This is a genomic window from Algoriphagus sp. 10J20-15 (assembly GCF_055809615.1).
Window position 1 is genome coordinate 1 of the sequence record NZ_JBVVUG010000031.1, and the last position, 24326, is coordinate 24326.

At 41.4% G+C, this 24326-nt stretch carries 25 protein-coding genes and 3 pseudogenes; 14 read left to right on the forward strand and 14 right to left on the reverse strand.

Annotation, left to right across the window (positions count from 1 at the left end; genetic code table 11):
- Nucleotides 1-122: 122 nt before the first annotated feature.
- The 7 genes and pseudogenes from AC0L6R_RS11630 (at nucleotide 123) to AC0L6R_RS11660 (ending at nucleotide 3157) form a co-directional block, all read left to right on the forward strand.
- Nucleotides 123-471, forward strand: a pseudogene (locus AC0L6R_RS11630) (prephenate dehydrogenase dimerization domain-containing protein).
- 187 nt (nucleotides 472-658) lie between these two features.
- Entirely contained in the window at nucleotides 659-1147 is a 489-nt protein-coding gene (locus AC0L6R_RS11635; RefSeq protein ID WP_473271372.1) for a Kelch repeat-containing protein, read from the forward strand.
- Nucleotides 1080-1631, forward strand: coding sequence for a Kelch repeat-containing protein (locus tag AC0L6R_RS11640; RefSeq protein WP_473271373.1), 552 nt, complete (start codon nucleotides 1080-1082; stop codon nucleotides 1629-1631). The genes AC0L6R_RS11635 and AC0L6R_RS11640 overlap by 68 nt, the downstream gene beginning before the upstream one ends.
- Before the next feature lie 166 nt (nucleotides 1632-1797).
- Nucleotides 1798-2358, forward strand: coding sequence for an SIMPL domain-containing protein (locus AC0L6R_RS11645; RefSeq protein ID WP_473271374.1), 561 nt, complete (start codon nucleotides 1798-1800; stop codon nucleotides 2356-2358).
- 1 nt (nucleotide 2359) lies between these two features.
- Entirely contained in the window at nucleotides 2360-2500 is a 141-nt protein-coding gene (locus AC0L6R_RS11650; protein WP_473271375.1) for a hypothetical protein, read from the forward strand.
- A gap of 76 nt (nucleotides 2501-2576) precedes the next feature.
- The gene (locus AC0L6R_RS11655; RefSeq protein ID WP_473271377.1) at nucleotides 2577-2945 is read left to right on the forward strand and encodes an O-methyltransferase; all 369 of its coding nucleotides are present in this window, start codon (nucleotides 2577-2579) and stop codon (nucleotides 2943-2945) included.
- Nucleotides 2942-3157, forward strand: a complete 216-nt coding sequence (locus AC0L6R_RS11660; RefSeq protein ID WP_473271378.1) for an O-methyltransferase — start codon at nucleotides 2942-2944, stop codon at nucleotides 3155-3157. Before AC0L6R_RS11655 ends, AC0L6R_RS11660 begins: the two co-directional genes overlap by 4 nt.
- Before the next feature lie 223 nt (nucleotides 3158-3380).
- On the opposite strand, the gene AC0L6R_RS11665 is transcribed toward AC0L6R_RS11660, so the two are convergent.
- Nucleotides 3381-4028, reverse strand: a complete 648-nt coding sequence (locus AC0L6R_RS11665; RefSeq protein ID WP_473271379.1) for a Pycsar system effector family protein — start codon at nucleotides 4026-4028, stop codon at nucleotides 3381-3383.
- A 285-nt stretch (nucleotides 4029-4313) separates the two neighbouring features.
- On the opposite strand from AC0L6R_RS11665, the pseudogene AC0L6R_RS11670 reads away from it, so the two are divergent.
- Both AC0L6R_RS11670 and AC0L6R_RS11675 read left to right on the forward strand, forming a co-directional pair.
- Nucleotides 4314-5018: pseudogene (locus tag AC0L6R_RS11670) on the forward strand (alkaline phosphatase family protein).
- 31 nt (nucleotides 5019-5049) lie between these two features.
- Nucleotides 5050-6648 carry an alkaline phosphatase family protein gene (locus AC0L6R_RS11675; protein ID WP_473271381.1) on the forward strand — a complete coding sequence of 533 codons (1599 nt, stop codon included), beginning with the start codon at nucleotides 5050-5052 and terminating at the stop codon, nucleotides 6646-6648.
- A gap of 594 nt (nucleotides 6649-7242) precedes the next feature.
- Here AC0L6R_RS11675 and AC0L6R_RS11680 read toward each other — a convergent pair.
- Complete coding sequence (locus AC0L6R_RS11680; protein ID WP_473271382.1) at nucleotides 7243-9417, reverse strand: B12-binding domain-containing radical SAM protein; 2175 nt, start codon at nucleotides 9415-9417, stop codon at nucleotides 7243-7245.
- A 279-nt stretch (nucleotides 9418-9696) separates the two neighbouring features.
- Between AC0L6R_RS11680 and AC0L6R_RS11685 the strand changes: the two genes are divergently transcribed.
- Both AC0L6R_RS11685 and AC0L6R_RS11690 read left to right on the forward strand, forming a co-directional pair.
- Nucleotides 9697-10584 carry a dienelactone hydrolase family protein gene (locus AC0L6R_RS11685; protein ID WP_473271384.1) on the forward strand — a complete coding sequence of 296 codons (888 nt, stop codon included), beginning with the start codon at nucleotides 9697-9699 and terminating at the stop codon, nucleotides 10582-10584.
- 1042 nt (nucleotides 10585-11626) lie between these two features.
- Entirely contained in the window at nucleotides 11627-12409 is a 783-nt protein-coding gene (locus AC0L6R_RS11690) for an NYN domain-containing protein (RefSeq protein ID WP_473271386.1), read from the forward strand.
- A gap of 235 nt (nucleotides 12410-12644) precedes the next feature.
- On the opposite strand, the gene AC0L6R_RS11695 is transcribed toward AC0L6R_RS11690, so the two are convergent.
- The 10 genes and pseudogenes from AC0L6R_RS11695 to AC0L6R_RS11740 all read right to left on the reverse strand — a co-directional run bounded on the left by AC0L6R_RS11695 (nucleotide 12645) and on the right by AC0L6R_RS11740 (nucleotide 19724).
- The gene (locus tag AC0L6R_RS11695; RefSeq protein ID WP_473271387.1) at nucleotides 12645-13808 is read right to left on the reverse strand and encodes a DUF4221 family protein; all 1164 of its coding nucleotides are present in this window, start codon (nucleotides 13806-13808) and stop codon (nucleotides 12645-12647) included.
- A gap of 4 nt (nucleotides 13809-13812) precedes the next feature.
- On the reverse strand, nucleotides 13813-14967 hold the full coding sequence (locus AC0L6R_RS11700) for a hypothetical protein (protein WP_473271388.1): 1155 nt from the start codon (nucleotides 14965-14967) through the stop codon (nucleotides 13813-13815).
- A 50-nt stretch (nucleotides 14968-15017) separates the two neighbouring features.
- The gene (locus AC0L6R_RS11705; protein ID WP_283414552.1) at nucleotides 15018-15899 is read right to left on the reverse strand and encodes a formate/nitrite transporter family protein; all 882 of its coding nucleotides are present in this window, start codon (nucleotides 15897-15899) and stop codon (nucleotides 15018-15020) included.
- Between the two features lie 112 nt (nucleotides 15900-16011).
- Entirely contained in the window at nucleotides 16012-16365 is a 354-nt protein-coding gene (locus AC0L6R_RS11710; protein WP_473271390.1) for a hypothetical protein, read from the reverse strand.
- 55 nt (nucleotides 16366-16420) lie between these two features.
- Nucleotides 16421-17035, reverse strand: a complete 615-nt coding sequence (locus AC0L6R_RS11715) for a hypothetical protein (protein ID WP_473271391.1) — start codon at nucleotides 17033-17035, stop codon at nucleotides 16421-16423.
- Nucleotides 17036-17173: 138 nt separating this feature from the next.
- Nucleotides 17174-17843, reverse strand: a pseudogene (locus tag AC0L6R_RS11720) (3-keto-disaccharide hydrolase).
- Nucleotides 17844-18175: 332 nt separating this feature from the next.
- Nucleotides 18176-18571, reverse strand: coding sequence for a group III truncated hemoglobin (locus AC0L6R_RS11725; protein WP_283414555.1), 396 nt, complete (start codon nucleotides 18569-18571; stop codon nucleotides 18176-18178).
- A gap of 3 nt (nucleotides 18572-18574) precedes the next feature.
- Entirely contained in the window at nucleotides 18575-19174 is a 600-nt protein-coding gene (locus AC0L6R_RS11730) for an alkaline phosphatase family protein (RefSeq protein ID WP_473271393.1), read from the reverse strand.
- 32 nt (nucleotides 19175-19206) lie between these two features.
- Entirely contained in the window at nucleotides 19207-19485 is a 279-nt protein-coding gene (locus AC0L6R_RS11735; RefSeq protein ID WP_473271394.1) for an alkaline phosphatase family protein, read from the reverse strand.
- Nucleotides 19486-19505: 20 nt separating this feature from the next.
- Nucleotides 19506-19724, reverse strand: a complete 219-nt coding sequence (locus AC0L6R_RS11740) for an alkaline phosphatase family protein (protein WP_473271395.1) — start codon at nucleotides 19722-19724, stop codon at nucleotides 19506-19508.
- Nucleotides 19725-20187: 463 nt separating this feature from the next.
- Here AC0L6R_RS11740 and AC0L6R_RS11745 point away from each other — a divergent pair, with 463 nt between their 5' ends.
- Nucleotides 20188-20862: a YiaD family glycine zipper/OmpA-like lipoprotein gene (locus AC0L6R_RS11745; protein ID WP_473271396.1), complete on the forward strand. Its 675-nt coding sequence runs from the start codon at nucleotides 20188-20190 to the stop codon at nucleotides 20860-20862.
- Nucleotides 20863-21108: 246 nt separating this feature from the next.
- Here the strand turns inward: AC0L6R_RS11745 and AC0L6R_RS11750 are convergent, their stop codons facing one another.
- Both AC0L6R_RS11750 and AC0L6R_RS11755 read right to left on the reverse strand, forming a co-directional pair.
- Nucleotides 21109-21624, reverse strand: coding sequence for a GNAT family N-acetyltransferase (locus AC0L6R_RS11750; RefSeq protein WP_473271397.1), 516 nt, complete (start codon nucleotides 21622-21624; stop codon nucleotides 21109-21111).
- A 187-nt stretch (nucleotides 21625-21811) separates the two neighbouring features.
- Nucleotides 21812-22738: an SGNH/GDSL hydrolase family protein gene (locus tag AC0L6R_RS11755; RefSeq protein WP_473271399.1), complete on the reverse strand. Its 927-nt coding sequence runs from the start codon at nucleotides 22736-22738 to the stop codon at nucleotides 21812-21814.
- A 173-nt stretch (nucleotides 22739-22911) separates the two neighbouring features.
- On the opposite strand from AC0L6R_RS11755, the gene AC0L6R_RS11760 reads away from it, so the two are divergent.
- Nucleotides 22912-23781 carry a DUF808 family protein gene (locus AC0L6R_RS11760; RefSeq protein ID WP_473271400.1) on the forward strand — a complete coding sequence of 290 codons (870 nt, stop codon included), beginning with the start codon at nucleotides 22912-22914 and terminating at the stop codon, nucleotides 23779-23781.
- 81 nt (nucleotides 23782-23862) lie between these two features.
- Complete coding sequence (locus AC0L6R_RS11765) at nucleotides 23863-24318, forward strand: serine hydrolase domain-containing protein (RefSeq protein WP_473271402.1); 456 nt, start codon at nucleotides 23863-23865, stop codon at nucleotides 24316-24318.
- Nucleotides 24319-24326 lie beyond the last annotated feature (8 nt).

Here is a 24326-nt window from a genome sequence, read left to right on the forward strand (position 1 = left end):
GCACCTATTTGCTAGATCGCAAAGTCATGATCATCTGTGAGCTGGAGCGGAACAAACTGACCTAAGTCTGAAAGAGAAAGCTTATGAGCTATTTGATGCTCTTGAATCTAAAATTGAGATTTATGGATCCAGAGGAGCATGACCGCCACTTGGCTTTTGTGTCTCACCTTTCGCATATTTCTTCTTTTATGCTGGGCAAAACTGTCTTGCAGAAAATGGCAGATGAGAAAAACATCTTCGATATGGCGGGTTCTGGCTTTGCCTCCACAGTTCGACATAGCGAAGTCAAGTCCAGCAATGTGGTCACCTACTTTCACTGAGAACAAAGACAATATCTTATCTGCACTGGATGGATACATCTCCAATTTGAGCGCTTTCCGCGAAAAAATTGCCGCAAGCGACGGGCAAGGACTGTCTGATGATATGACTGAAATCAATAAAATTGGAGATATTCTGGATCTGGAGAAGTAAATCGATTTCGGGGTTCCGATGTATGATTTCGGATTTTAATCAACGCCATTTGAAAGTTCAAGTGGCGTTTTTTTTAACTATGAGTACGCTGAGTTTTTCCTGGAGGGTGCAAGAAAGTTGATCACCGGACTATTATAATAACCATTCCAAATTCAGTAATTTGAACTCCATAAAACGACCCAATCCTATGAAATCCTTTTTCACGCTAGCATTTCTCCTTATTGCTGTATCAGCATTTTCTCAGTCCAAGGATCACTGGACAACTATAGAAACAGAAAACTTCCCCCTTCCAAGACATGAAAATTCCTTTGTAGAGAACAATGGTAAATTTTATCTTTTAGGCGGACGTGGGATAAAACCTATTGAAGAATACGATCCGAAAACTAACATGTGGAAGACAATGGCAATGGCTCCTATGGAATTCCATCATTTTCAAGCCATCTCATTCAAAAATGAAATCTACGTGATTGGAGCCTTAACAGGTGGATATCCTCACGAAACGCCATTGACCCATTTTCTGATTTTCAATCCAAAAACAAATGAATGGCGACAGGGAGCCGAAATTCCTGAAGATAGGAGAAGAGGCTCAGTTGGAGTAACAGTTCGTGGTGATAAAATCTACCTGGGTATGCGGCATCGTCGATGGACATTATGCCGACTTTGTTCCGTGGTTTGACGAGTATGATACCAAAACAGGCCAATGGACAGTTCTTCCGGATGCACCAAGACCCAGAGATCATTTTGGGGCTGTATTGGTAGAGGATAAAATCTATGCAGCTGGCGGGAGAACTTCTCACGCCGAAATAGGAAAAGTGCTGGATTTGATAATTCCCGAGGTTGATTTCTTTGATTTCAAAACTAATTCCTGGAATTCAGTAGAGGCAGGTTTGCCTACCCCAAGAGGAGGCACTTCATCCATTGGAAATGGAAAATATTTACTGGTGATGAATGGTGAAAGTACAGTGCAAGAATCCTCTCATGCAGAGGTTGAAGTTCTCGATACTCGAACCGGCGAATGGTCAAGCCTTCCTGATTTGAATCGAGGGCGACATGGCACTGGAGTGATCTACTACAAAGGCAAACTCTATGTGGCAGCTGGAAGTGCCAAACGAGGTGGAGGCCCAGAGCTGAACACCATGGAAGCACTGGACTGGAAGTAGGAATCTCTTATTTCGGAATTTTTAATTAGGAAGTTGGCAACGTTGAAAATGATAAGTGAAGATTGAGTTTTGAATTCCCATTCCCTTAATTTCCCTTAATTGACACTTTGATTTATAAAACTGGCTTCCATTTTGAATACATGTAGTCGTAACTAACCAAACTGATATGAAAAATTACTTAACCATACTATTCGCCTTACTCTTAGCCGTTCCAGTTTTTGCGCAAGACGATATGACTATTCCTTTGATCGAGGTGGAAGGGTTTAGCGAAAAAAAGATCGCACCAGACGAAGCGACTTTCCAAATTAATCTGGAAGAAAAAGCAATGAAAGTTACCGATGCCGTTGCAGTGATCAATAAGAAAACGCAATTACTCGCTGACGCCTTGAAAAAAGCTAAAATCAAGGATTATAAATTAATTGCAGACAACTATTCCGTAGATGTGAATCGAATCTATCGAAGTGGTGTACAACGGGATTCAGGCTATGTAGCACGTCAAGCTTTACGGGTGGTGACTAACAGCAAAAATGAAGATTTGCAGAAAATTGTAGAGTCTATCCAAGGAGCTGGAGACATGGGCTTTAATCTTCATTTTCAGATCTCAGAGGCTACTCAAAAGTCTCTAGAAGACGAATTGCTTGCTGCTGCCTTGAGAAATGCAGAAAGCCGTGCACAACTCATCGCCCAGACATTGGGAATCAAATCCATCCGAGTACACAGAGTCTAGATTGGATTCTCACCCAATTCCTGTGGCCTATGCTAAAATGGAAATGATGCGAACCAATGCAGATGGAGCTCCTGCACCTCCATTGTTAAATCCTGATGAGCAAAGTCTTCAAAAGAGAGTATATGTGAAATATACTTACTAAATTTAAATCCGCGAAAGCGGATTTTTACGTTACTTTTTGGGTCTTCGAACTCTACCAACTTTAAAATTTTTATTAGATGAATCTTTCAGCAATTGTTAATAGACCTAGAGCACATGCTACTATTGAAGCAAAATGTCAAGAAATAGGCTTTGATAAACCTTCCGATATTTACATAGGTACACTACTGAAATCACTAGTAGCGAGCAAACCTTGCGGAAATTTCCTTGAACTTGGGACTGGAATTGGGCTTTCGCTTTCTTGGATGACCGATGGTATGGACGATTGTGGAAATATCATATCCATAGACACTGATCCGCAACTCACAGAAATAGTGAGCCATTTTTTCATGCTAGATCCAAGAGTAGATATCCTATGTCAAGACGGCTCTGAATGGATCAACAACTATTCAGGAGATAAATTTGATTTGATTTTTGCTGATGCATGACCAGAAAATTCAGCGATTTGGACAAGGTGCTGGAATTGGTGAAAATAGGTGGCATCTACATTATCGATGATATGAATGAGCAACCAAACTGGCCTGACGGCCATGCCCAAAAAGTAAAAAAGCTAGTATCAACTCTAGAAGCACGAGAAGATTTTTGTATGACCAAAATGGACTGGTCTACGGGAATTATTTTGATGACAAAATTGAAATAAGCCCCATTCATTGCTCAATAGCAAATACCACTTTTACAAAACATCTTAATATTACTTTCCTTATTCTTAAAATCTGGATTCTTGCATTTGCGCAAGCATAAACTATCACATGAGAACCTTTGGTGATTAGGGAAAATGTGGAGGGGATTCGTTAAAGCTTTGCGTGAAAAACGGGCGTTACTAGTTACTTACGTGAATGCGATATGGTGCGCTTTCGAGTATATTACAAAGCGATTAAGTAAATAAAAAACGTGATCACTCCTATCGCCAAACCAATGATAAAAACAGTGTAGGCATGCGCCAAAAGCTTATATTTTCTATTTAAAACCTTTCCTTGATAGTATAAGGAAATAGCCATCTGCTCTTGAACTTGTTTTTTGGATGGTAAGATTTCGTCCAGTTCTGTGAGGTATTCCTGAAGGGTAAAGTTGGAACTAACTCCAAAAAACATCATGCTGGACTTCACTTCCTCTTCATTATTTTTTCTCTTACCCAGAAATTTGGGTCTAGCTGCCTGCACCGCCAAGATAGTAGACACCAAGCAAGTAGTAATCAAAACCATAATTGGTATCAAAGTAACTGTCCTTTCGTAATCAAATTGATGGGACAGCGTACCGTAGCCTATAATCGCAACTACTGAGGAAATCACCAGCGCATTGATGCTGATTACAATATTGGCTTTATTGTCCGCGATCTGAAGCAGGTTACAATTATTCATGAAAGTCACACGGAAAAAAGTCTGAGTTGCTCTTTCTGTTTTATCTTTTTTAGGCTCCAAAATTTCTTCCATTTCAATAAAATTGTTCGTTCTGAATTTACAAAATAATTTACCGATCTGAGGTAAGTCTTTGAAAGAGTTCAAATTAGCCATTTCCTCTCAAATTCATAACAAAAAGGAAATCATTGATTACTTATCGGAAATGGAAAAAGTCCCTATACTTATCCTTCAAATCAATAAGAAATGAACGATTCAAGAAGAGAATTTTTAAAGAAAGCTGCCTTGGTAACAGGCGGAGCAAGTATATGGAGCTCGATGCCTATGGCTGTGCAACGCGCAATGGCTATTCAAGCAGCGCCAGGAACAAGTTTTTACGATGCCGAACACGTGGTGATGCTGATGCAAGAAAACAGGTCTTTTGATCACTGCTTTGGCACCATGAAAGGTGTGCGCGGATTCAATGACCCCCGAGCTATTTCTCTTCCTGACCAAAACCCAGTCTGGCTTCAGCCTGATAAAGAAGGAAATCGCTTTGCGCCTTTTCGCTTTGACATCAAAGACACAAATGCAACCTGGATCGGCGGCGACTACCTCACTCTTGGGAAAATCAAGTAGATGCCAGAAATGACGGAAAATATAACAATTGGATAGAGGCTAAAAAGTGGTAAAAAACATTATAATATCCCACTGACAATGGGGTTCTATAGTCGTGAAGATTTGCCTTTCTATTATGCACTTGCAGATGCTTTCACCGTCTGTGATCAGCACTTTTGCGCAGCTCTAACTGGAACTACCACGAATAGGAGCTATTTCTGGACAGGAAAAACACATGGAGAAGATGGGGAAAAAGCAAAAGTCCGAAATGGGGAATTGACCTATGGGAAAGAAGGGAATTGGAAGACATTCCCTGAGCGATTGGAGGAAAATGACATCTCTTGGAAGGTCTACCAAAATGAATTAAGTATCACCACAGAATTGGAAGGTGAAGACGAGTCACTTCTGGCGAATTTCACAGACAACAACTTAGAGTGGTTTTCACAGTTCAATACAGGTTTTCATCCCGCACATTACCTCTTTTCTCCAGGCAAGAGAAAAGGCCCTTCCTGCCGAAATCGCAGCACTCAAGGTAAAACTGGCAAGTAACCCAACCAATCTCGAGGAGCTTCAAAAAGAATTGAAAGAAAAGGAAGATGGCTTGGCTTACCTGAATATCTACTTGAAAAAGTGGAATGCTACTGAGTTTGAAAAACTCTCAGAGCGCTCAAAAAACCTGCATAAAAAGGCCTTTCAGACAAATACTGGCGACCCTGATTATCATAAAACGGAAAAACTTTCTTACCAAGAGAATGGAGAAGATCGCGAGACGCTAATCCCAAAAGGAGATATTTTGCATCAATTCCGAAAAGACGTAAAAGAAGGAACACTTCCTACTGTCTCTTGGATGGTCGCTCCGCAAAAATTCTCTGATCACCCTAGCGCGCCATGGTATGGCGCTTGGTATGCTTCGGAAATCATGAACATACTCACCGAGGATCCTGAGGTATGGAAAAAGACGATCTTCATCATCAATTACGATGAGAATGACGGGTATTTCGATCACATCCCTCCTTTTGTCCCACCAAATCCACATTCTCCTAATGGGAAAATGTCCGAAGGACTTTCCAGCATTGGAGAATACGTGACAGCCGAGGAAGAAATCCGCGACGGATTCAAACCTGAAAACGCGAGAACCAGCCCAGTTGGGCTTGGATATAGAGTACCGTTAATCATCGCATCCCCTTGGTCTCGCGGTGGCTGGGTCAACTCTGAAGTTTGCGACATCACTTCTACCCTACAGTTTCTGGAAACTTTCCTCTCGAAAAAGACAGGAAAAAAGATAGAGGAGACGAATATCAGCTCTTGGAGAAGAACAGTAAGCGGAGATTTGACTTCGGCTTTCCGACCTTACAATGGGGAGAAGATAAAACATGCTGATCCTATAGACCAAGAAGAGTTCGTCAAGCAGATCTACAATGCGAAATTCAAGAACATTCCCACCAACTTTAAAAAGCTAACTCCAGAGGAGGCTAAGAAAGAAGCTCAGAACCAAGCGAATTCTACTGTTTTCGCGGCACAGGAACCAGGCACCAAGCCTTCCAATAGCTTGAAGTACGATTTACATGCGGATGGAAAAGTTAGCAAAGACGGCAAGAAATTCATCATCACATTTAATGCATCCCAAGAGGTGTTTGGTGATAAGGCATTAGGTTCGGCTTTCAACGTCTATGCACCTGGCAACTATTGGAATCAGGAGACGAAAGCGTTTGAGCCGGTGAAAACTTGGGCATTTGCCGTGAAGTCTGGGGATAGCATTAGCTACGAGTGGCCAGTTTCCGAATTCGAAAATAGCCTATATCACCTTCGTGTCTATGGGCCAAATGGTTTCTACAGGGAATTCAAAGGCTCAAATCCTTCGCAGAAAGTAGAATTTAGCGCTAAACCAGTTTTCAAAAACAATAAAGCTACCGAAGAGCTAGAACTGACAATTAAAAACACTTCGGCTTCCAGTCTAACACTATTTGTAAAGGACGAGATTTACCTAAAGCTCACGAAGGAAATTAAGCTGCCTGCTGGTGAGAAAACTAGTCTCAAAGTCGATACAAAAAAGCACAAAGGATGGTATCAGATCACCCTTGCGGATAAAGAAAATAAGGATCTGAAATTTACCTACGCCGGAAGGTTGGAAACCGGAAAAGACAGCATTTCAGATCCTCAAATGGGAAAAGTGGTTTAAAGTTGGTGGTGGAGTATCCTCTTAGCTACACTGCCCTAGTAGCATAAAGATGATCACAAATACCAAGATGGTTCTAGGCAACCTCCGCCTAGTTTGTAAGCTCCGTAGCCTGCGATTAGTCCTTTGAAAAGATTGTTCATGAAGGGGAAAGTTTAGTAGTTAAAATGATTGCTATGGCAACAATTCACAAGTTGTGCCATAGCAATTTTTTGTTTCAAAACATCTATACAACCTTCCCTACTATGCCAATCATGCACTTCCTGATAGCTTTCCGTTTTTTCTTTGGGTAAGATATTCCCGTTTTGAGACAAGATCCATTTCCCGAATTGGGAAAATGAAAAATTTCTTGAATGGACTCTGTTAATACAGATCGTGCCGTTGGCAATCTTGGGTGACTTTCACTTATTCTTTCCCCAAAATTCGCTTCGCTGTATTCGGGGCTACTACAGATTGTACCGTTAGCACAAAAAAATACGTTGATAATGCCACTTGCCAAAGGCAAGGCCGTAAAAGCCCAGAATACAATTCTGGGTTAAAGAAATGAGACCAATGATACTGCTAGAGTGCCAACGGCACGATCAGTAATCAAAGCTATTAAAACACCAACAATCCTTGCTCTCTCAGGATTTCCCAGACTTCGGATTCCAGCATTTCTTCAAAGTCTCCAAATTGAGATTCATAGCTTTCCCGAATTGGCTTGAGAGTATTGAGCTTTTGATCATAACCAACGGTACTTAGCAAATCAGCAACCCACCGTCCCAAGTCCAGCGGGAGCTCCATGGCGAAATCTTCCTTTTTCCCTGAAAAAATCAACTCAGATAACTCATCCTCTTCGAAAATCTGCAACTCGGGTTGAGCCCCTATCCAAAGAATTCTGTTTCGATCTTTATATTCTGGAGCTGGCTCGTTATTGATTTCTTGAGCTATGTAATTCTTAGAAATAGTAGTTTTGGGTACTTTGGTCTCAAACCAATCCTGAAGCGGCACATCGAAACAGACTCCATGCATGTAATTGAAAAGTGATTTGCGCAAGCCCTCACCGAAAATTTCATGATCAGCACCCGTAGGATCTTCATGAGGCAGGTCATTATTTGCAAAAGTACCTGCGTTAGGCATGAGATTAATAGCTCCAAAAGACTTTGGATCCAGACCAACTGGACTATGTGCAGTCATGGCGAAACGATGCCAGAAACCGGATTGGATCACTCCAGCCTGAATCAGCTGTCGCACCATTTCCAGAGAATCAATTGTTTCCTGAGCCGTCTGGGTAGGAAAACCATACATCAAATACGCATGAACCATGATTCCTGCTTGGGTAAAATGGTTGGTTACCTGAGCTACCTGAGAGACGGTCACACCCTTTTTGATCATCTCCAGCAAGCGATCAGAAGCGACTTCCAAACCTCCGGAAACCGCAATACATCCAGAAGCTCTGAAGAGACGACAAAGGTCTGCCGTAAAACTGCTTTCAAAACGGATATTTGTCCACCAAACCACAGAGAGTTCTCTGCGAAGAATCTCTATCGCCAGATCCCGCATCAAAGCAGGTGGTGCCGCTTCATCTACAAAGTGGAACCCATTTTCGCCCGTCTGAGCGATAATCTCCTCTATGCGATCACACAAAATGGAAGCCGTGATCGGCTCATATCTCCCAATGTAATCCAGCGACACGTCGCAAAAAGTGCATTTTCCCCAGTAGCAGCCGTGCGCCAGGGTCATCTTATTCCAACGACCATCCGACCAAAGTCTATGCATTGGGTTTGCCACTTCAATCACAGAGAGGTAATCCCGAATCACTAAATCGCTGTAATCCGGTGTACCGACTTCTCGTTGTGCCACATCTTTTACTGCGTGATTATTGCAAAAAGTCACTTGACCGTCAACTCGGGTAAAGGTTCGCTTCAGCTCAGCAACAGGTATCTTCCCATCCAAATGATCGAGTAACAACCGAATCGGTGCTTCTCCATCATCTAGTACGATAAAGTCTATATAATCAAAAACTCTCGGTTCCTTCAGCGAGCGCAATTCTGTATTGGGATATCCACCACCCATCCAAAGTACCAAGTTTGGATGATGCTTTTTCAGGTATTGCCCGCATTTGAAAGCCCCGTAAAGATTTCCTGGGAAAGGCACTGAAAAGGCAACAGAAGTAGGTTGATACTGCTGTATCTTTTGCTCCAATAAATCACAAAGTAACTCATCGATCAATCCGGAAGGTTGATTCAGTGCTTCCTGCATCTCATCAAAAGAATTGGCTGACATTCCCAATCGCTCAGCGTATCGGCTGAAGCCGAAATGCGGATCTATCTGCTCAGAAATCAAATCACCGATATCTTCCAAATAAAGAGTCGCGAAATACCGGGCTTTATCCCGAATCCCCAGCGTACCAAAAGCCCATTCCAAATCATCCAATTGCTCGAATCTACTGGCCTCAGGCAAGTAATCTCCCTCAGCAATTCTATAGGCAAGCGTAGGATTTCTATCCTGAAGAAAAGCAATCACAGGATCTATGGTTTGCAGGTAATTTGCCTTCAGGCGCAGGATTCTAGCCACATTATCAGACAATTCCGACTCATCAGCTTCTATCTCCTGGAAGATTCTATTCAATCCAGCCTTTGAAAAAAGCTGCAAGATCACCTCAATTCCCAAATCCACCTGATTAGAAGCCACACCGATTTGATTGAGGTATCCTTTCAGATAAGCCGTCGCTGGGTACGGTGTGTTCAACTGAGTAAAAGGCGGGGTGATGAATAGAACTTTTGAAGCCAAGGGAATAGTCAATGATTTGTGCGTGCAAGTTCGGAAGAATAGTATGAAATCTAAAGTATGAAGTTTGAAGGCTGAAAGGTGGGAAAGTGGAAAGGTTGAAAGGTTGAAAGGTGGATGGTCGAAGGGTTAAAGGGTTTTCTATATCTAATTTCTAATGTCTTGCGTCTATCGTCTTGATTCTCGATTCTTGGCTCTTGGTTCTTGGTTCTTGGTTCTTAATATTTGATACTTTGTACTTATTTCATGTAAATTACACTACAACCCATAACACCAATAACAATGAAGGAATTAAAGAAAGAAGACATAGACCAAGGCGTATTTGATCTATACGATGCATACGCACACAACAAACTGGAGCGTAGGCAATTCATAGAAAAACTATCCGCCTATGCCGTAGGAGGCGTAACGGTTGCTGCGCTTATGAGTGCGATGATGCCAAACTATGAAGACACCCGTACCATCAAAGCAGATGATCCTCGCTTGGAATCAAACTACATCACCTACGATTCTCCAAAAGGTGGAGGCAAGATCAAGGGATTGCTTTCGACTCCTGCCGGAATGAAAGGTAAAGTACCTGGAGTGGTAGTGGTCCATGAGAACCGAGGTCTGAATCCATACATTGAAGATGTGGGAAGAAGAACTGCTGTAGCGGGTTTTATTTCTTTGGCTCCCGATGCGCTCACCCCACTGGGTGGCTATCCAGGCAATGACGATGAAGGACGTGCAATGCAAAGCAAACGAGACCGGGATGAAATGCTGGAGGACTTTATCGCTGCATATGAGTATTTGAAAGCGCACCCTGACTGCAATGGCAAGATCGGTGTGGTAGGATTCTGCTTCGGAGGCTGGATCTCCAATATGATGGCGGTTCGCATTCCAACCTTGAATGCTGCTGTTCCTTTCTACGGAGGTCAGCCATCAGCAGAGGAGGCCGCAAAAATCAAAGCTCCACTCATGCTACAATTTGCAGGACTGGACGAACGCGTAAATGCCGGCTGGCCAGCGTATGAAAAAGCATTGAATGAAAATAATGTGGAAAATCAAGCTTTTATCTATCCAGATGTAAACCACGGATTCCACAATAACACCACACCTCGCTACGATGAAGCGGCTGCGACATTGGCTTGGGAAAGGACGATTGGGTTTTTTAAGGAGAAGTTGGGGTAAGGAAATCTAATAGATATTAAATGAGAGTGCTGAGAGGCGCTCTTTTTTTTGTTTAATCAAGAACAAAATTGTTCAACCCCTTCAGGGTTGCCGGAGGATGGTAATAGGCAAGTATCCACGGGTTGCACCCGCGGTTATTGAAAAGTTGGACCACTCCGTGGTCATGCTGCTGATATTAGAACTAAAAGCATGACCCCGAAGGAGGTCAAACCATTAATAACCATGGGTGCAACCCATGGTAAAAGAGTAACCGCTCTTTGCGTGGACCGCGCCTTCCATTAGATGAGTTAGTAACTACACTTTAAATTTTTCTAGAATTTGTAATTCAAATCCATTATCAAGTGGTTTGTGAGACACAATCCATAGCGACAGTGGTTCAACACACAGCCCAATCGCTCCGCCGTTGTTCGTGTCATCCCGGACAACAGCAATAGTATCCCGCTATTTAAAAAATGTTGTAATTTAACTTCTACTCAAGCCGCAAATCAGCATGAATAAAATAAGAATTTTAGGATTAGTACTTATAGCCATGGGCATTTCAATCTATTTCCTGCCTCATAATGATTGGAGCGCCTTTCTTCTGGGGTGTTTCATTGGAGGTGGAACAGTAATACTTATTACGGGTAAAATCGGAAGATATAAATCCAATTAAACCGAATTACTCATTATCAACGAAGAATAACATTGACTTCGCCCCCACCTATCGTGGACATAAGTGTTGAGCTAAGCATAGACCAACGATCTGGACCAGGACTAGTTAGTAACTACATCTTTTTCTTTTCTAGAATTTGTAATTCAAATCCATTGTCAAGTGGTTTGCGAGACACAATCCACGCCGACAGAGGTTCAACACACAGCCCAATCGCTCCGCCGTTGTTCGTGTCATCCCGGACAACAGCAATACAGTCTCTCTCCCCTTCCGGAATCATAAGACAAGGAAAAATACTGCTAATCACACCTCTCTTTCCTAATGTTTCCTTTCCAATTTCCAACCTCGGCGTACTAATTGCTACCTTAAGGGCAATAACTTATATTTTTATACATGAATAACAACAAATTCAACATCGCCGTCCTCATAGACGGGGATAATGCACAAGCAAAATTGATTAAGGAAATTCTCGAAGAGGTTTCCAAATACGGCAAGGCCACCATCCGTAGAATCTACGGTGACTGGACCACACCACATATGAACAGCTGGAAGGAAATGATTAACCTTCATTCTTTCAGTCCTATCCAGAAATTCTCCTACACCACCGGCAAAAACTCTACGGATAGCTCCATGATCATCGATGCGATGGACATCCTGCACAGCGGCAGTGTGGACGGTTTTTGCATCGTTTCCTCGGATTCAGATTACACAGGTTTGGCTAAGAGAATCCGTGAAGAAGGCATGTTTGTGATGGGAATTGGACGCAGGATTACTCCAAAAGCCTTTGTGCAGTCTTGCGAAATTTTCACCTATGCAGAAAACCTTTTGCCTGCGGAAAAGCCAAAATCAACTGCTAAAAAAGCAGAGAAATCACAAACCCCCACCACGCGCAAGAATGTGGTCGTGAACGAGGAAATCAAAAAAGAACTACCTGAGAAAGAAACCGCGGAACTGGATCTAAGCATCATTGACAAGGCATTTGAAATCTCTTCGGATGAAGAAGAGGAAATCCACATTGCCAAGATCGGGGCATCGTTGAGAAAAATCGACCCCAGTTTTGACCCCAGATCCTATGGCTTCCGTAACCTCACAGAGTTATTCAAGAATTTGGACAAATATGTAGTAGTAAAAAACTTAGTGAATGGATTGAACTATCCGCTGGTGAAGTTGAAGTAGAAAAGCCTGAAGACCAAAGACAGGAGACCGAAGTATCGTCAATTTTAGTGTTAACCATTTCCTATTTAGCTTACTTTTTTTTTGGTCAAAAAGACGCAAGCATTAAAGATTTAGCTAAGCGTTTTGAAGGAGGCTAATTCTGTCTTCGGTCTCCCGTCTCCCAGCTTTTCCTCCGGACATCAAGCTTCATACATCTAGCATCGGCCATCCGGCATCGGTCACCAAACATCCTACCTCACTCCACTTCCTTCAGTTTAAACACCTCAAAACTCATCAGATCTTCTTCGTTTGAAGGATTGTCTGGATGAGAGATTGAGATAAAAAGTCCATCCTTGCTCACGAAGGAATTTGCAGGGAAGTAGGTATTATCTGGCATCAGAGTTTCGCCTAACACATTTAAATCTTTATCTAAAATCATCACGGAAAACTTCCGTGGAAATCTTCTGAGTTGATTGATTTCCTCTATATTTTGGACTTCTATTTTTGGAAAGACAAAGCGGTAAAAAACTCCTCTATATTCATCATATAATAGGCGCTCGTAGCGATCTGAGGCGTATAAGAACTTTTGAGTTGCTATTCTATTTGTTACGTCAGAAAGAGTTTCGAAGCCGGCAGTCAAGAATTGACTTTTTGCTTGAACAGTGTCCTTAGGATTCCCTTTCAAATCAGAGACATACAACTTATGATCAGATATGAAGGAATAGACTAGTTTATCGCCCGCTCTAGCCATACTAAAATCCAATTGCTTTACACCTTCTGCAAGATAATCTTCTGGATACCTCATTCCTGAAAGTCTAGCTGCGCCTGATTTAAGATCAATTGAATAGGTTAGTTTTTTATCAATAAGATCCTCCCTCTTCACCTTAGCCAATTCAACTTCAGGCCTTGTTTTTACAAGTAATTGATTACCAGACAAGATTGGATCAGTAATAAAATGTGCATTATGAATGAAAGCTGGACTATGTCCAACAGGTGGCTCATACTTAATTTTGTCGATAACAGCTCCACTGGTATCGACAAGATGAAGGTTTCTGGATGGAAAGTCAAAAAGAAAAATGCTATCCAAACTCTCTACATGAATGCCCTGAATGAAACCAACTCCCTCCGACCCTTCTACATCGAAGACAATTCTCTTCTCCATTTTTTTGGATTCCAAATCGTAAAGTTGAATCTCGTTATTCGTGTGATTCACATTGAATAACCACAAGTTATTTTCATCCTGAAACGGCGCCAAACCTGCGCTTACATTCGAAGTCTGACTATCTATAGGTAGGGAAACCAGCTGTCCATCAGAAACCAATTCCTGAGGAGTTGTGTTGTTATCAGACTCTGATCCGCAACTCACCAATAAGCTCAAACTGCCAAAAAGAAGAAATAAAATGAAACGATTTTTTCTCATGCACCTAATTTAAAAGTTTCAGTTTATAGTAGGTTACAAAATCATCTTCAGTCTCAAAAAAGTCAGGATGCTTTAGCGCTAAAATCTCGTCGTCTTCAGTCAGAATACTAGTGAATATCAAGCCCTGAGGAACTGAGATATCATTTTGAAGCAAGTTAAAATTAGCATCGTATACAGCCACATAGTTCTTTTTCAACTTTTCTATTTCTAAACGCCCTGAAGATTCATCCCTATCATATTGGCTTGCCAAACTCTCTATAATTCCCTTGTTGTAAATTACAATTGTACTGTTGGTTGATCTGTAAATTTTCTGGATAGTCCCTGGGAAATTAATCTTTGTCAATTCTCTATAATCTTGTTCTTGTTCGAATGGAACGCCAACAGGCTGAACAGCATCATTCACTTCGAGACTCACTTCTTTTTGGAAATTGACCTCACCTTCCTTTTCGGTGTACACCCAGAATTTCATTTCATTCCTGAAATAAAGAATCCATTCCGTACCAGTTCTGATGACGGTTGGAAACATCCAAAAATAGAAGTTCCCATCGCTATACATTGAATTGGGAGGAAATGGCATGGTCTCCCGACTAACATTTGAAACTGTATCGATTACTTCTAAAATAGGCTTGGAATAAACTCCCTCAAAAAGTGATTTATAACCTTCATCCCAATCCATCTCTCCACGTTCAGGGCGGATAAAGGCAATCTCATTACCCAAAGGGTAAATTGGGTCACCAGACAATCCATTGATATAGAAATAATCAAACGGCAACTTATACTGCCAAATTCTATTTCCATTCAAGTCGTATCTAAAAAAACCTTGATTCATGGAATGAAATTCTATCTTCCCATCTCTCAATCCAATCGGGTTTAACCATCCATTCAATGCGTATGGTCCATCAGAAGGGAAATCAAGAGTTGATTTTATCATTCCATCCTTATCTAAGATCATGAATTCCATATCACGATTTCCTTTAGCCAAATAACTTTTGCTTTCAGGTTCGTAATCTAATATCCTCAGGTTACCCAAGTAATCAATCTGGAGTGAATCAACGATTTCAAAATGAAAATCATCAGCTTTTATCGAGCTAGTCTGCTCTCTTTGGCCACAAGAAAAATAACACAGCATGACAACTAAGGGAAGTAAAAGTCTTTTCATCCCTGAATATAATTAGCACAAACTAACTACCTAAGTTAATATTCCTTAACTCAGTTCTTTGCTACAATATTGAATACAAAGGCCCTGTACTTCAGCAAGGCTACAAAAGTGGCCCCGCCAAATGCGTTACCAACCAAAGCCGTGCTTTGAAAAGAGAGGTAATCCCAAAAGCTGATATCAGGAGAACTCAACATACCGGAAAACACTTCTACACTGCCGATAATGCTATGGTGCAACCCTGTAAAAGACATTACTGCGGTGATCACAAAAATCATTACAATCCTACTTATCGTGTCTCTGGAAGAAGCCAGCAACCATGATAGCAAGCCCATCAACCAGCCCGCAAGAATAGCGCTGACGAATACCACCTGCATCTTCACATGCAGTACATGCTTCGCAATCTCCACAACTACGTCCCTGTCAAAAATCCCTAAATGAGGCCCGAGCCACAGGAGAATACCCGACATAATATAACCTCCCACCAGATTACCCGAGATCACCACTCCCCACAGTTTCAGCATACTACCTATACTGCGCTTTTTGTTCAATACAGGAAGGGTAAGAAGTGCCGTCTGCTCAGTGAAAAGTATGCTTTGCCCCAATACCACCAAAATAAAACCAAGTGGATAGACCAATGCGGCAATTCTAATTATGGAAGAGTCCTCCACCTTGCCAATGAGAAAGAAATACAAGGTGCAAAGCATCAAATAACTAAAACCAATCTCCAGCCCGGCAGTGAGCGAACTGGTAAACAAACTTTGGTAGCTTTTGTCATAGGTCTCCAGCGCATCGATAATCTGATCACGCAATATCTCACCATGCGTTTTTAATGAGTCTGCGCTTTTAGACTTTGAGTTTCGCAGTTCTTTATCAATCTCTTTCTGATGCTCTTCAGCAACTTGCTCCTCTGTTTTCTCTTTTTTCCAAGCCATTAAAATCGGTGGTTACTGGTGCTTTTTGTCTTTAATTAATCAGTATAGACTAGCAGAAAATAAAAGCCATTTAATCAATTTTACCTTTCTAGTCATTGATCAACTAGAAAAACTACTCGGAGGTTCTGCAGGCAGATAAAATATTGATTTTAAATAGTCGATCGTCTTTCATCACATCAAAAAACTCTTCCATATAATTAGTCATATTCCTAACCTCCTGATCAGACACCAAATGTGCCAGCTGCTGAATATTATCCAAAAGAACCTGCTCTTTGCTCAAAAACTCATCTCTTATAGCATTCATTAGTTCCTCATCCCTACAAAACCCTCTATACAATCTTTGGCTCACATCCTTGATATCAACTAAACTACTGACCTGCGCATAAGGTGGCTTTACCATGCCGGTCATGTCAAAATCGTAGGCCAGGGGAATTGCAGTTTTCGAGTCCAGCTTCAAAATTTTCATGTTATGCTGGTATAGACTCGACCAGTCTGTGTTACCAATCATGTATTGAAATAGATCATGACGAACTGCTCGGAGAATCCTCTAAAAAAGTCCCTGCTACTTTCTTATTTTCCAACACCTCAGCATCAAAACGCTCGGCAACCTTATCGTCATCTTCAATCAAAAACGCCAAAAATTGCTCAGTACGAGCCTTTTTATCGTCTTCGTTTTGAAAGTTGATCCGGATCATCCGTGTCTTAAACGTGTATTGACTCACTTCTTCATAGAGTTGGTAGCAGAGATATTCTTTTACTATAAATGTCTCAGCATTATTATTAGTGGCACAAGGAAAAACTATTTTCAAATTCCTGCTGCCATCAAAAATATTACCTTTTCCTTCTTTCTTATTTAGCCTCATTCTGACGGGGGGATAAAAACAATTTTCCCGACGGAAGTTTCCTCTGACCCTAAGCCCCACACCCAAGGTATCTTGGGTCCCAGCTGGGGTGGTATAAACTAAAAAAGAATCCAATAATGTGGTATCATTGGTTTCATTGCGAAGTTTTTTCACTGAAAACTTCATGCTAACCTCTAAGATATCTTCTGAATCAAACAGTAACTCTTCTTGCTGTGCGATTGCAGCAAAAGAAATAAAAATGAAACAAGAAATGAGGGACAAAAACTTTTTCATACTCTTAGATTTTAAGCTAAAAAAACAAATTAAACTACATCTATAAGCCTTTTCAAGACTGCATAACTCTTTCTAAGGTATACATTTTCAGGACTTCATACCCACTATTTCTATTGATTAAGGTACTGTCGTGTAAGGTTAAAGCTTTGTCAGCATCACATTTTTAAACTCTACCTCTGCTCCTTCGGCTTGCAGGGCTATTTTACCTCGGGTAGCTGTTGCATTAAAGCCATCATTGACCAAATCACCATTTAGCCACACAGTGACCTTATCGGCATCACAGCGGATTTTGATATGATTCCACTCGCCCAGGGGCTTTTCGGAATCATCGGTGAGGTTTTTTATTCTTCTCAGTTTCTTGCCATTCACACCCCAATTCTCCTTTGGTCCACGTCTGGCTTCCATATCCTCCACTTCTATGTTTTGCTCAATACACCAAAAATCTCCTGCATTACTGTGCATCAGCTGAACTTCTATTGACTTAGGAAACATACCGTAAAGCGCTCGTGGTAGTAGATGCATGAACCAGAATCCCGCAATTCCCAGGCTCTCCAGCAAAGCGGTAATCAAGTTCCAATGTGTAATTTTCATACTCAGCCTCGGAGATCAGGTGTCCCTGAGGAGTACCCAAGCTCACCAAAAGACCATCTCTAATAATAAATGGAATGCGTAAAGAACTATCCGCCTGCAGATCCGGAACATCCATATACCAACCAGCTAGACTTTTTCCATCAAAGAGGTTGACGGTTTGACTTTGAGCGAAAAAAGCAATGGAAATAAAAAATAGGGCTAAGGATATTCTTTTCATGATTTCGGGAAAGTGTTAAAGATTCCTTAAGCTAAAAATAATCCACCAATTCTCATGAGATACTTTTTTTAAGCCAATTACAGAGCTGTACCTATAGCACAGCTAATTTTCGGATTAATCCTTTTTCTACCCATAGATTGTCCCCAAAGGCACTTCCGCACATTTTGATTCAAGTTTATTGACTTGGACCTAACGTATTGCAGGCCTAAGACGGTCTTGTGGTCATAAGGCCTATATTCACCTACAGCAGCCTGAAGCATGCATTGAAAAAGGCCAAAGTCAGGAAACTTGCTCCAAGGCTGTGACTGAAAACTGAGACTGCAAACTGCCCTCTACTTAACTCTTGCTTCCCAAATCCTCATAAAAAGCATGTGCGCCATTCGCCTTGCATGTTCTTTGGCGTAGTTGGCCGTCTCACCTTCGAAGTACCTATCTAAAGTCTGAAACCAGAGTTCCAACCAGTTACCGAAATGTGCCTGCTCTATGCTGTTATTCACTTCGGCATCAACTTGGCGATGAACTTTTACTGGATTGAATTGCCCTGCACCGGGTCCAGTTTGAAGCAAAATCATTTCCCAGAAATCACTTAGGTGCACTAGATGCGTGTCCCAATCTTTAACTACTCCATTGAAAATCGGTCCCAAAGTGTCGTGTTGGCGTATTTGATCATAAAAACGTCTTACCAAAAAATCAACTTCCTTCCTCGATCTTATATCAATCTTATCCATCTTTTACTTTAAAATTGGTTCTAGCACTTCCAGTTTACCATCAATATTCTCTGGAATCGGAAGCCCCAGTATCTTACATACTAAAGGATACACATGGATATTCTGAAAAGTTTCAATTTCCAATCCTGATTTGAAAGCAGGACCATTAGCGTAGAAGATAGCATGCATGTCTTTGTATGCTGGGCTATACCCATGTTCTCCAAAAATATCCGTATCTAACCTATCCATATTGTCTTGCATCCGAGTAAGTGTGGTCTCCCAAGCCAAGTAATAGTATCGGTCAGGAATGATCAAAATATCACCTATCCTATCCTTATACATCAAATCGTGGTAGTTTTCCTTATCATCCACATCGGTGATATGAATCGGCAGCTCAGACTTTTCCAGCTGCTTTATGATTTTCTCCTTGTCCTTTTGGTCTTCCAGATACACATGGGCTAGCGCACCACTATTCACGATTCTGGCGGGAATACCCTTGGTTAGATCAGTCAAATTAAGGAAGTGATCTGGTGTAACGTCCATCATTCCATGATCAGACACCACGATAACATTGATATCCAAGTCATAGCTTTTGATGCCCCTCGAAGAGCGCACCCAACTCATGATCTAGCTGAGTCAACCTTTCGGACAGCCTTTCATCGATCGCGGTGAGGCCCATATCTATGACCTACATCATCCATGTCCGAAAAATACAGGGTAATCAAACTTGGTCGCTTTTCCTCTGGAAGTTCCAGCCATTTGAACACTTCAGTTACTCTGGAGAGATTGCTTACATTCCCATCGTAATCATAATAGTAGCTCGGCCGTACCCCTTGTACATCCGCTTCAGAACCTACAAAAAAATAAGTCTGCTGCGACCATATTATTTTGCTCTGCAAGTACCCAAAGCGGTGTTCCTCCATACCAAGTTCCATCTTGCACTATTTCCTTTTCCCTATCCCATAGAGCCTAGATCTTTCTTGGGATCGTAGAAAGAATTGTCTACCAAACCATGATGCTCAGGCATCAAACCGGTGGCGATCGTATAGTGATTGGGAAAAGTCTTGCTTGGGAAAGAGGGCCATGGTTCGTCTCTGCCGCCACACCACTGGCTATGAAGCGGCTGAGATTTTCTGGTTCTCAAACCGCTCCACATAATCGTATCGAAAGCCATCGAGCGAAATTAAAATGACTATGGGCTCTTTCTTTTCTTGGGAAAAAGTAAGAACTGGAAATGAAACCAGTGCAATCAGAAAGAGCGAACAGAATCTTTTCATAGCGTATTCTTTTTTCAAAAATACCTCCTGCAGGATTGCGATACAATCCGATTGTCACTAATAACAGTTTGATAAAACCAGAAGGATTGGCAACACTTACTTTTTGAAATAGGAATGGTCTTCCAATCGATCCGATTTGGAGCAAAAAGACAGAAGAACATCACTAGTTGATCATTTTTTCCAGATAAAAACTCAACTACAAACTAGCATTTTTCGGGGAAAGCAAGATCAATTGCATCCCTTGTTACCACAAAATCGGGAACATTTTCCCATGATGATAATCCTTAAATGACTCTAATTAGCTCCTAAACGATATGGTACATGAATTGGAATGAAGTATAGCATCAAACAAACAATGATATGAAGACGACCAACAAATTTTTAATGGCAGCACTAATCACCTTATCCACACTAGGTGCTGTAAGTTGTAAATCAAGTAATGCCGTCAAAGGTGGCGCTATAGGTGGCGCTGCTGGTGGTGTACTAGGAGGCGTGATAGCAGGCAAAGACAACACTGCCGTAGGTGTACTGATAGGTTCAGCTATAGGCGGATCTGCCGGTGCTATCATCGGAAATGAAATGGATAAAGCAGCAGATGAACTTCAGCGAGATTTGGAAGGAGCTACTGTAGAGCGCGTAGGTGAAGGGATCAGGATCACCTTTGACTCTGGGCTAATGTTTGGAGTAGATAAATCGGAATTGAGTGAGGTATCTAAGCAAAACTTAAGCGAACTGGGAGAAACGCTGAAAAAGTATGAGGAAACCAATATCCTCGTAGAAGGGCATACGGATAATACCGGAGCTGATGACTACAACATGGATTTATCCCGTAGAAGGGCATATTCCGTGGAGGACTACCTGACGGAAAATGGTATTTCAAAAGGAAGAATGGAAATCACAGCCTATGGCGAGATGCAACCTACTGCTACCAATGAAACGGAAGCAGGTCGTCAGCAAAACAGACGAGTAGAAGTTGCGATCTATGCAAATAAGAAAATGCAAAAAATGGCTGAACGAGGTGAAATCGGAGAATAATTTTCTTTGATTGATCCCTATTTATAAATCCGAAAGGCGGCCTCTGGTCGCCTTTTTTAATTTTTATGATTATTCGCTTTTGTGCCAGTATTCAAAAGCAAAAAAGTATGGGTTAAACTTAGGTATTGAGGCCTCTTCAGCCTGTCCTGCCAGTGCGGGAGTCGTTGGTCATCCGGCCAGATAAGCAAAGAATCTAAGGTGACTGGCATCTTTGCGGATAATCATCAGTAAGTATTGAAAATACATTCAGAAATGAATTCGCATCAAAAAATCTGTTTGAATCTCATCACCAAATGGGAATGGATGTGAGCTAAAAATACTCAGGCCATTTTTTTCGTAAAACTTGATCGCTCGAACATTCTTTTCCCAGACGCCTAGCCACAGGTACTTTTTCTTATTCAGCTTCGCAAAATTAATGGTGTGATTCAGAAGCACCTTCCCTAATCCTTGACCGATATAACGTTGAAGAAGATACAATCTAGCAACTTCCAGACTAGAATTATCCTGAAGATCTGTCTGAGCGGGAACAAAATTAACCTTGGCGTAGCCAGCCAACTCCCCGTCTACTTCCAGAAGAAAAAACACAGAAGCTGGATTCTCCATTTCTTCCGAGAATTGTTCTTCGGTAAATGCCTCTTCTAAGTAGGCGTTGACATTTTTAATTTTATTTCCTTCTGTGAAAGCTTCGACAAATGAAATTCTCGCCATTTCCACCAAAGGATTCAGGTCAGCAAAATTGGCTTTTCTGATTAAATAGGGCATTGGATAATAGGATAATAGGAAAAACTCCTTTATGGAGCCTCACAATTTTCGCACAAAGCTAATTTGATTTTTTTTTCTAGGACCTGAAACTCTCGCTTTTCCTCGCAGAAAAAACCTGCAGGCCTTCCATATTAAATTGAAGGAAAAACTTTACCACCTTGATTTTCAATGAAAATTGGGCTAACACCTACTTTAACATTTTTTTGATTTCCGCATCAATTTCTCTCCCTTTAGCCTGGGCTTCTTCTAAAGGAATCCCAGCATTTATACCCGGTCTAAGATGCCCAGTGGCCGTAAGCCAAGCATCCCGAAGTAAAGCTTGTCTTTTTGAAACAAGGGATAGAATTTCCTCTCCCATGGCATGTGAGGCGATAGCATCGTGGATGTCTACATAGTTTTTTACTTCAGACTCACCAATACTAATTAGAATCTCTTTTGCCATCAGCCAGTGACCGATTTCTCCTGGATGCACGCCATCTTTTGCGAGATAGAAGGCACTATCCAATTCACGCTGATCTTCTAAATACTTTCGCATTGGCCAATGAATATCAATTACCTTCCAATCCTCATTATATCTTTTAGAAATTAGCCATTCCGAATAATTATCTAATACATTGGCATAAGCCTCACCCTTTTTCGGATCATATACTGGAGGAGTCACGAAAATCGCCTCAGCACCAATTTCCCTAATCTTTGTATCCAACCAATTAATTCCATCCTTATACTTTAGGAACCTCTCTTCATCTAATGGCAAATAAATCCCATCGTTCATGCCATAATTCACAAAAACCAAGTCGGGCTTCATCTGCTCGAATACCCGATCCAATCGCTCATGCAGATCTGGTCTTGGAAAAGCGCCATTCGCATGATTTTCCTCAGATAGTCCAGAAACCGTCTCAGATGGCAGCCCCACATTGATCCAATCTAATTCCCGATCTGGATATTTTAAACGAAAATACGTCTCCACATAACTTATGTACTGTCCTGCATACGTGATGCTATTTCCCAAAAACACTATTCGCTGCGTATCTGCAGGGATTTCATAATTCGACTGTGAAAAGACAGAAACTTTTGGAAGAATAAATAGTAGGAAAACAAAGGCAAATCGCATCATAATCTGAGTTTTGGAATAAAACGTGTATTAATTTTCAAGTTAAACAGATTCTAGCGCAGTCCAGCAAATCGCTCATTTAGGAAATCTTGATTTGTGCACCTCGTTGGAGCAAAGTATCTTCACTTTCAATTGTCCTTTTTTCGGCATCTACCTTCTTAAATTTTAATAACAAAATGGCTTCTGGAATATTTGCATTGCTTGATGATATCGCTACTCTGATGGATGATGTAGCAGTAATGAGTAAAGTGGCAGCGAAGAAAACCGCCGCAATTTTGGGCGATGATCTTGCTGTAAATGCAGAGAAAGCTTCTGGTTTCGTGTCGGATCGTGAAATCCCTGTGCTTTGGGCGATCACCAAAGGTTCACTTCTTAACAAGGCTATTATTCTGCCTTTTGCTTTTTTACTCTCTGCTTTTGTACCAGCAGTCATTAACTATATTTTACTACTCGGGGGGCTTTATCTGGCATACGAAGGTGCTGAGAAAATCTACGAATACATCGTGCCTCAGAAGCCGCACAAAGATGTAAGCCTTGACGAAACTCTTACCAAAGAGCAGATTTTAGCTAAAGAAAAAGAAAAGGTAAAGTCAGCTATCGTCACAGATTTTATTTTATCAATAGAGATCATAATTATTACGCTTGGCACTGTAATAGGCGAACCACTACTAGAGCAAATCCTAGTGGTATCCGCAATCTCTATGCTTGCTACTGTCGGCGTTTATGGCATTGTCGCATTAATCGTTCGTATGGATGAATTTGGCTACAAACTGATTGCTCTAAACAAACAAAAAGATAGCTTCTCTGACAAAGTAGGATTAGTACTCGTCAATGCTTTACCAAAAATCATCAAGGGAATGGGGATCGTTGGAACCATCGCACTGCTTTTGGTATCTGGTGGAATCTTCGTTCATAACGTTGATTTCATGCACCACATTTTACCCTCTATCCCGTCTATCATCACCGAATTCCTAGTAGGTTTGGTGGTAGGGTTCGTTGTGTGGGCGATTATTCATTTTGGAAAAAAACTTTTCATTAAGAAGTAGAATTTAGGCGCTGCGAACCCCTTTACTCATGATTCTAGGATGAAGTGATTATCTTAATCTTTCTCATCCAAAGAATCTACTATGAAGCCAATCCATTTGATTACTCTTTTAGCATTTGCATGCCTATCAATTTCCGCAAATGCACAGGAAAAAACACCTGAAGGAGTACCCCATACATTCTCTGAAGACTATCAAAAGCCAGTTTTCAAAAAAGATCATAGAGCTGAAAAGATCAAGGAAATCCTACCAGAACTAGAAGCGCTCATGACAAAATACGCCAAGGAAAACCACATTCCGGGAATTTCTTATGGCATTGTGGTGGACGACAAACTGGTCATAGCATCTTCTACAGGTTTACTAGATGTGGAGAAAAACACCTCAGCATCCACCAATTCAGCTTTCAGGATTGCTTCAATGACCAAAAGCTTTACTGCGATGGCCATCCTAAAACTTCGGGATGAAGGCAAATTGTCTTTATCTGATCCAGCGGAGAAATATGTTCCTGAATTAGCTAATCTCAAGTACTTGACCCAGTGATGCAGCGT

Bases quoted from the DNA above. Each gene is read 5' to 3' on its own strand.
- AC0L6R_RS11635 (WP_473271372.1), top strand. From the start codon at position 659: ATGAAATCCTTTTTCACGCTAGCATTTCTCCTTATTGCTGTATCAGCA.
- AC0L6R_RS11645 (WP_473271374.1), top strand. From the start codon at position 1,798: ATGAAAAATTACTTAACCATACTATTCGCCTTACTCTTAGCCGTTCCA.
- AC0L6R_RS11655 (WP_473271377.1), top strand. From the start codon at position 2,577: ATGAATCTTTCAGCAATTGTTAATAGACCTAGAGCACATGCTACTATT.
- AC0L6R_RS11660 (WP_473271378.1), top strand. From the start codon at position 2,942: ATGACCAGAAAATTCAGCGATTTGGACAAGGTGCTGGAATTGGTGAAA.
- AC0L6R_RS11665 (WP_473271379.1), bottom strand. From the start codon at position 4,028: ATGGCTAATTTGAACTCTTTCAAAGACTTACCTCAGATCGGTAAATTA.
- AC0L6R_RS11685 (WP_473271384.1), top strand. From the start codon at position 9,697: ATGAAGGAATTAAAGAAAGAAGACATAGACCAAGGCGTATTTGATCTA.
- AC0L6R_RS11690 (WP_473271386.1), top strand. From the start codon at position 11,627: ATGAATAACAACAAATTCAACATCGCCGTCCTCATAGACGGGGATAAT.
- AC0L6R_RS11695 (WP_473271387.1), bottom strand. From the start codon at position 13,808: ATGAGAAAAAATCGTTTCATTTTATTTCTTCTTTTTGGCAGTTTGAGC.
- AC0L6R_RS11700 (WP_473271388.1), bottom strand. From the start codon at position 14,967: ATGAAAAGACTTTTACTTCCCTTAGTTGTCATGCTGTGTTATTTTTCT.
- AC0L6R_RS11705 (WP_283414552.1), bottom strand. From the start codon at position 15,899: ATGGCTTGGAAAAAAGAGAAAACAGAGGAGCAAGTTGCTGAAGAGCAT.
- AC0L6R_RS11710 (WP_473271390.1), bottom strand. From the start codon at position 16,365: ATGAAAATTTTGAAGCTGGACTCGAAAACTGCAATTCCCCTGGCCTAC.
- AC0L6R_RS11715 (WP_473271391.1), bottom strand. From the start codon at position 17,035: ATGAAAAAGTTTTTGTCCCTCATTTCTTGTTTCATTTTTATTTCTTTT.
- AC0L6R_RS11725 (WP_283414555.1), bottom strand. From the start codon at position 18,571: ATGGATAAGATTGATATAAGATCGAGGAAGGAAGTTGATTTTTTGGTA.
- AC0L6R_RS11730 (WP_473271393.1), bottom strand. From the start codon at position 19,174: ATGAGTTGGGTGCGCTCTTCGAGGGGCATCAAAAGCTATGACTTGGAT.
- AC0L6R_RS11735 (WP_473271394.1), bottom strand. From the start codon at position 19,485: ATGGAACTTGGTATGGAGGAACACCGCTTTGGGTACTTGCAGAGCAAA.
- AC0L6R_RS11740 (WP_473271395.1), bottom strand. From the start codon at position 19,724: ATGGCTTTCGATACGATTATGTGGAGCGGTTTGAGAACCAGAAAATCT.
- AC0L6R_RS11745 (WP_473271396.1), top strand. From the start codon at position 20,188: ATGAAGACGACCAACAAATTTTTAATGGCAGCACTAATCACCTTATCC.
- AC0L6R_RS11750 (WP_473271397.1), bottom strand. From the start codon at position 21,624: ATGCCCTATTTAATCAGAAAAGCCAATTTTGCTGACCTGAATCCTTTG.
- AC0L6R_RS11755 (WP_473271399.1), bottom strand. From the start codon at position 22,738: ATGATGCGATTTGCCTTTGTTTTCCTACTATTTATTCTTCCAAAAGTT.
- AC0L6R_RS11760 (WP_473271400.1), top strand. From the start codon at position 22,912: ATGGCTTCTGGAATATTTGCATTGCTTGATGATATCGCTACTCTGATG.
- AC0L6R_RS11765 (WP_473271402.1), top strand. From the start codon at position 23,863: ATGAAGCCAATCCATTTGATTACTCTTTTAGCATTTGCATGCCTATCA.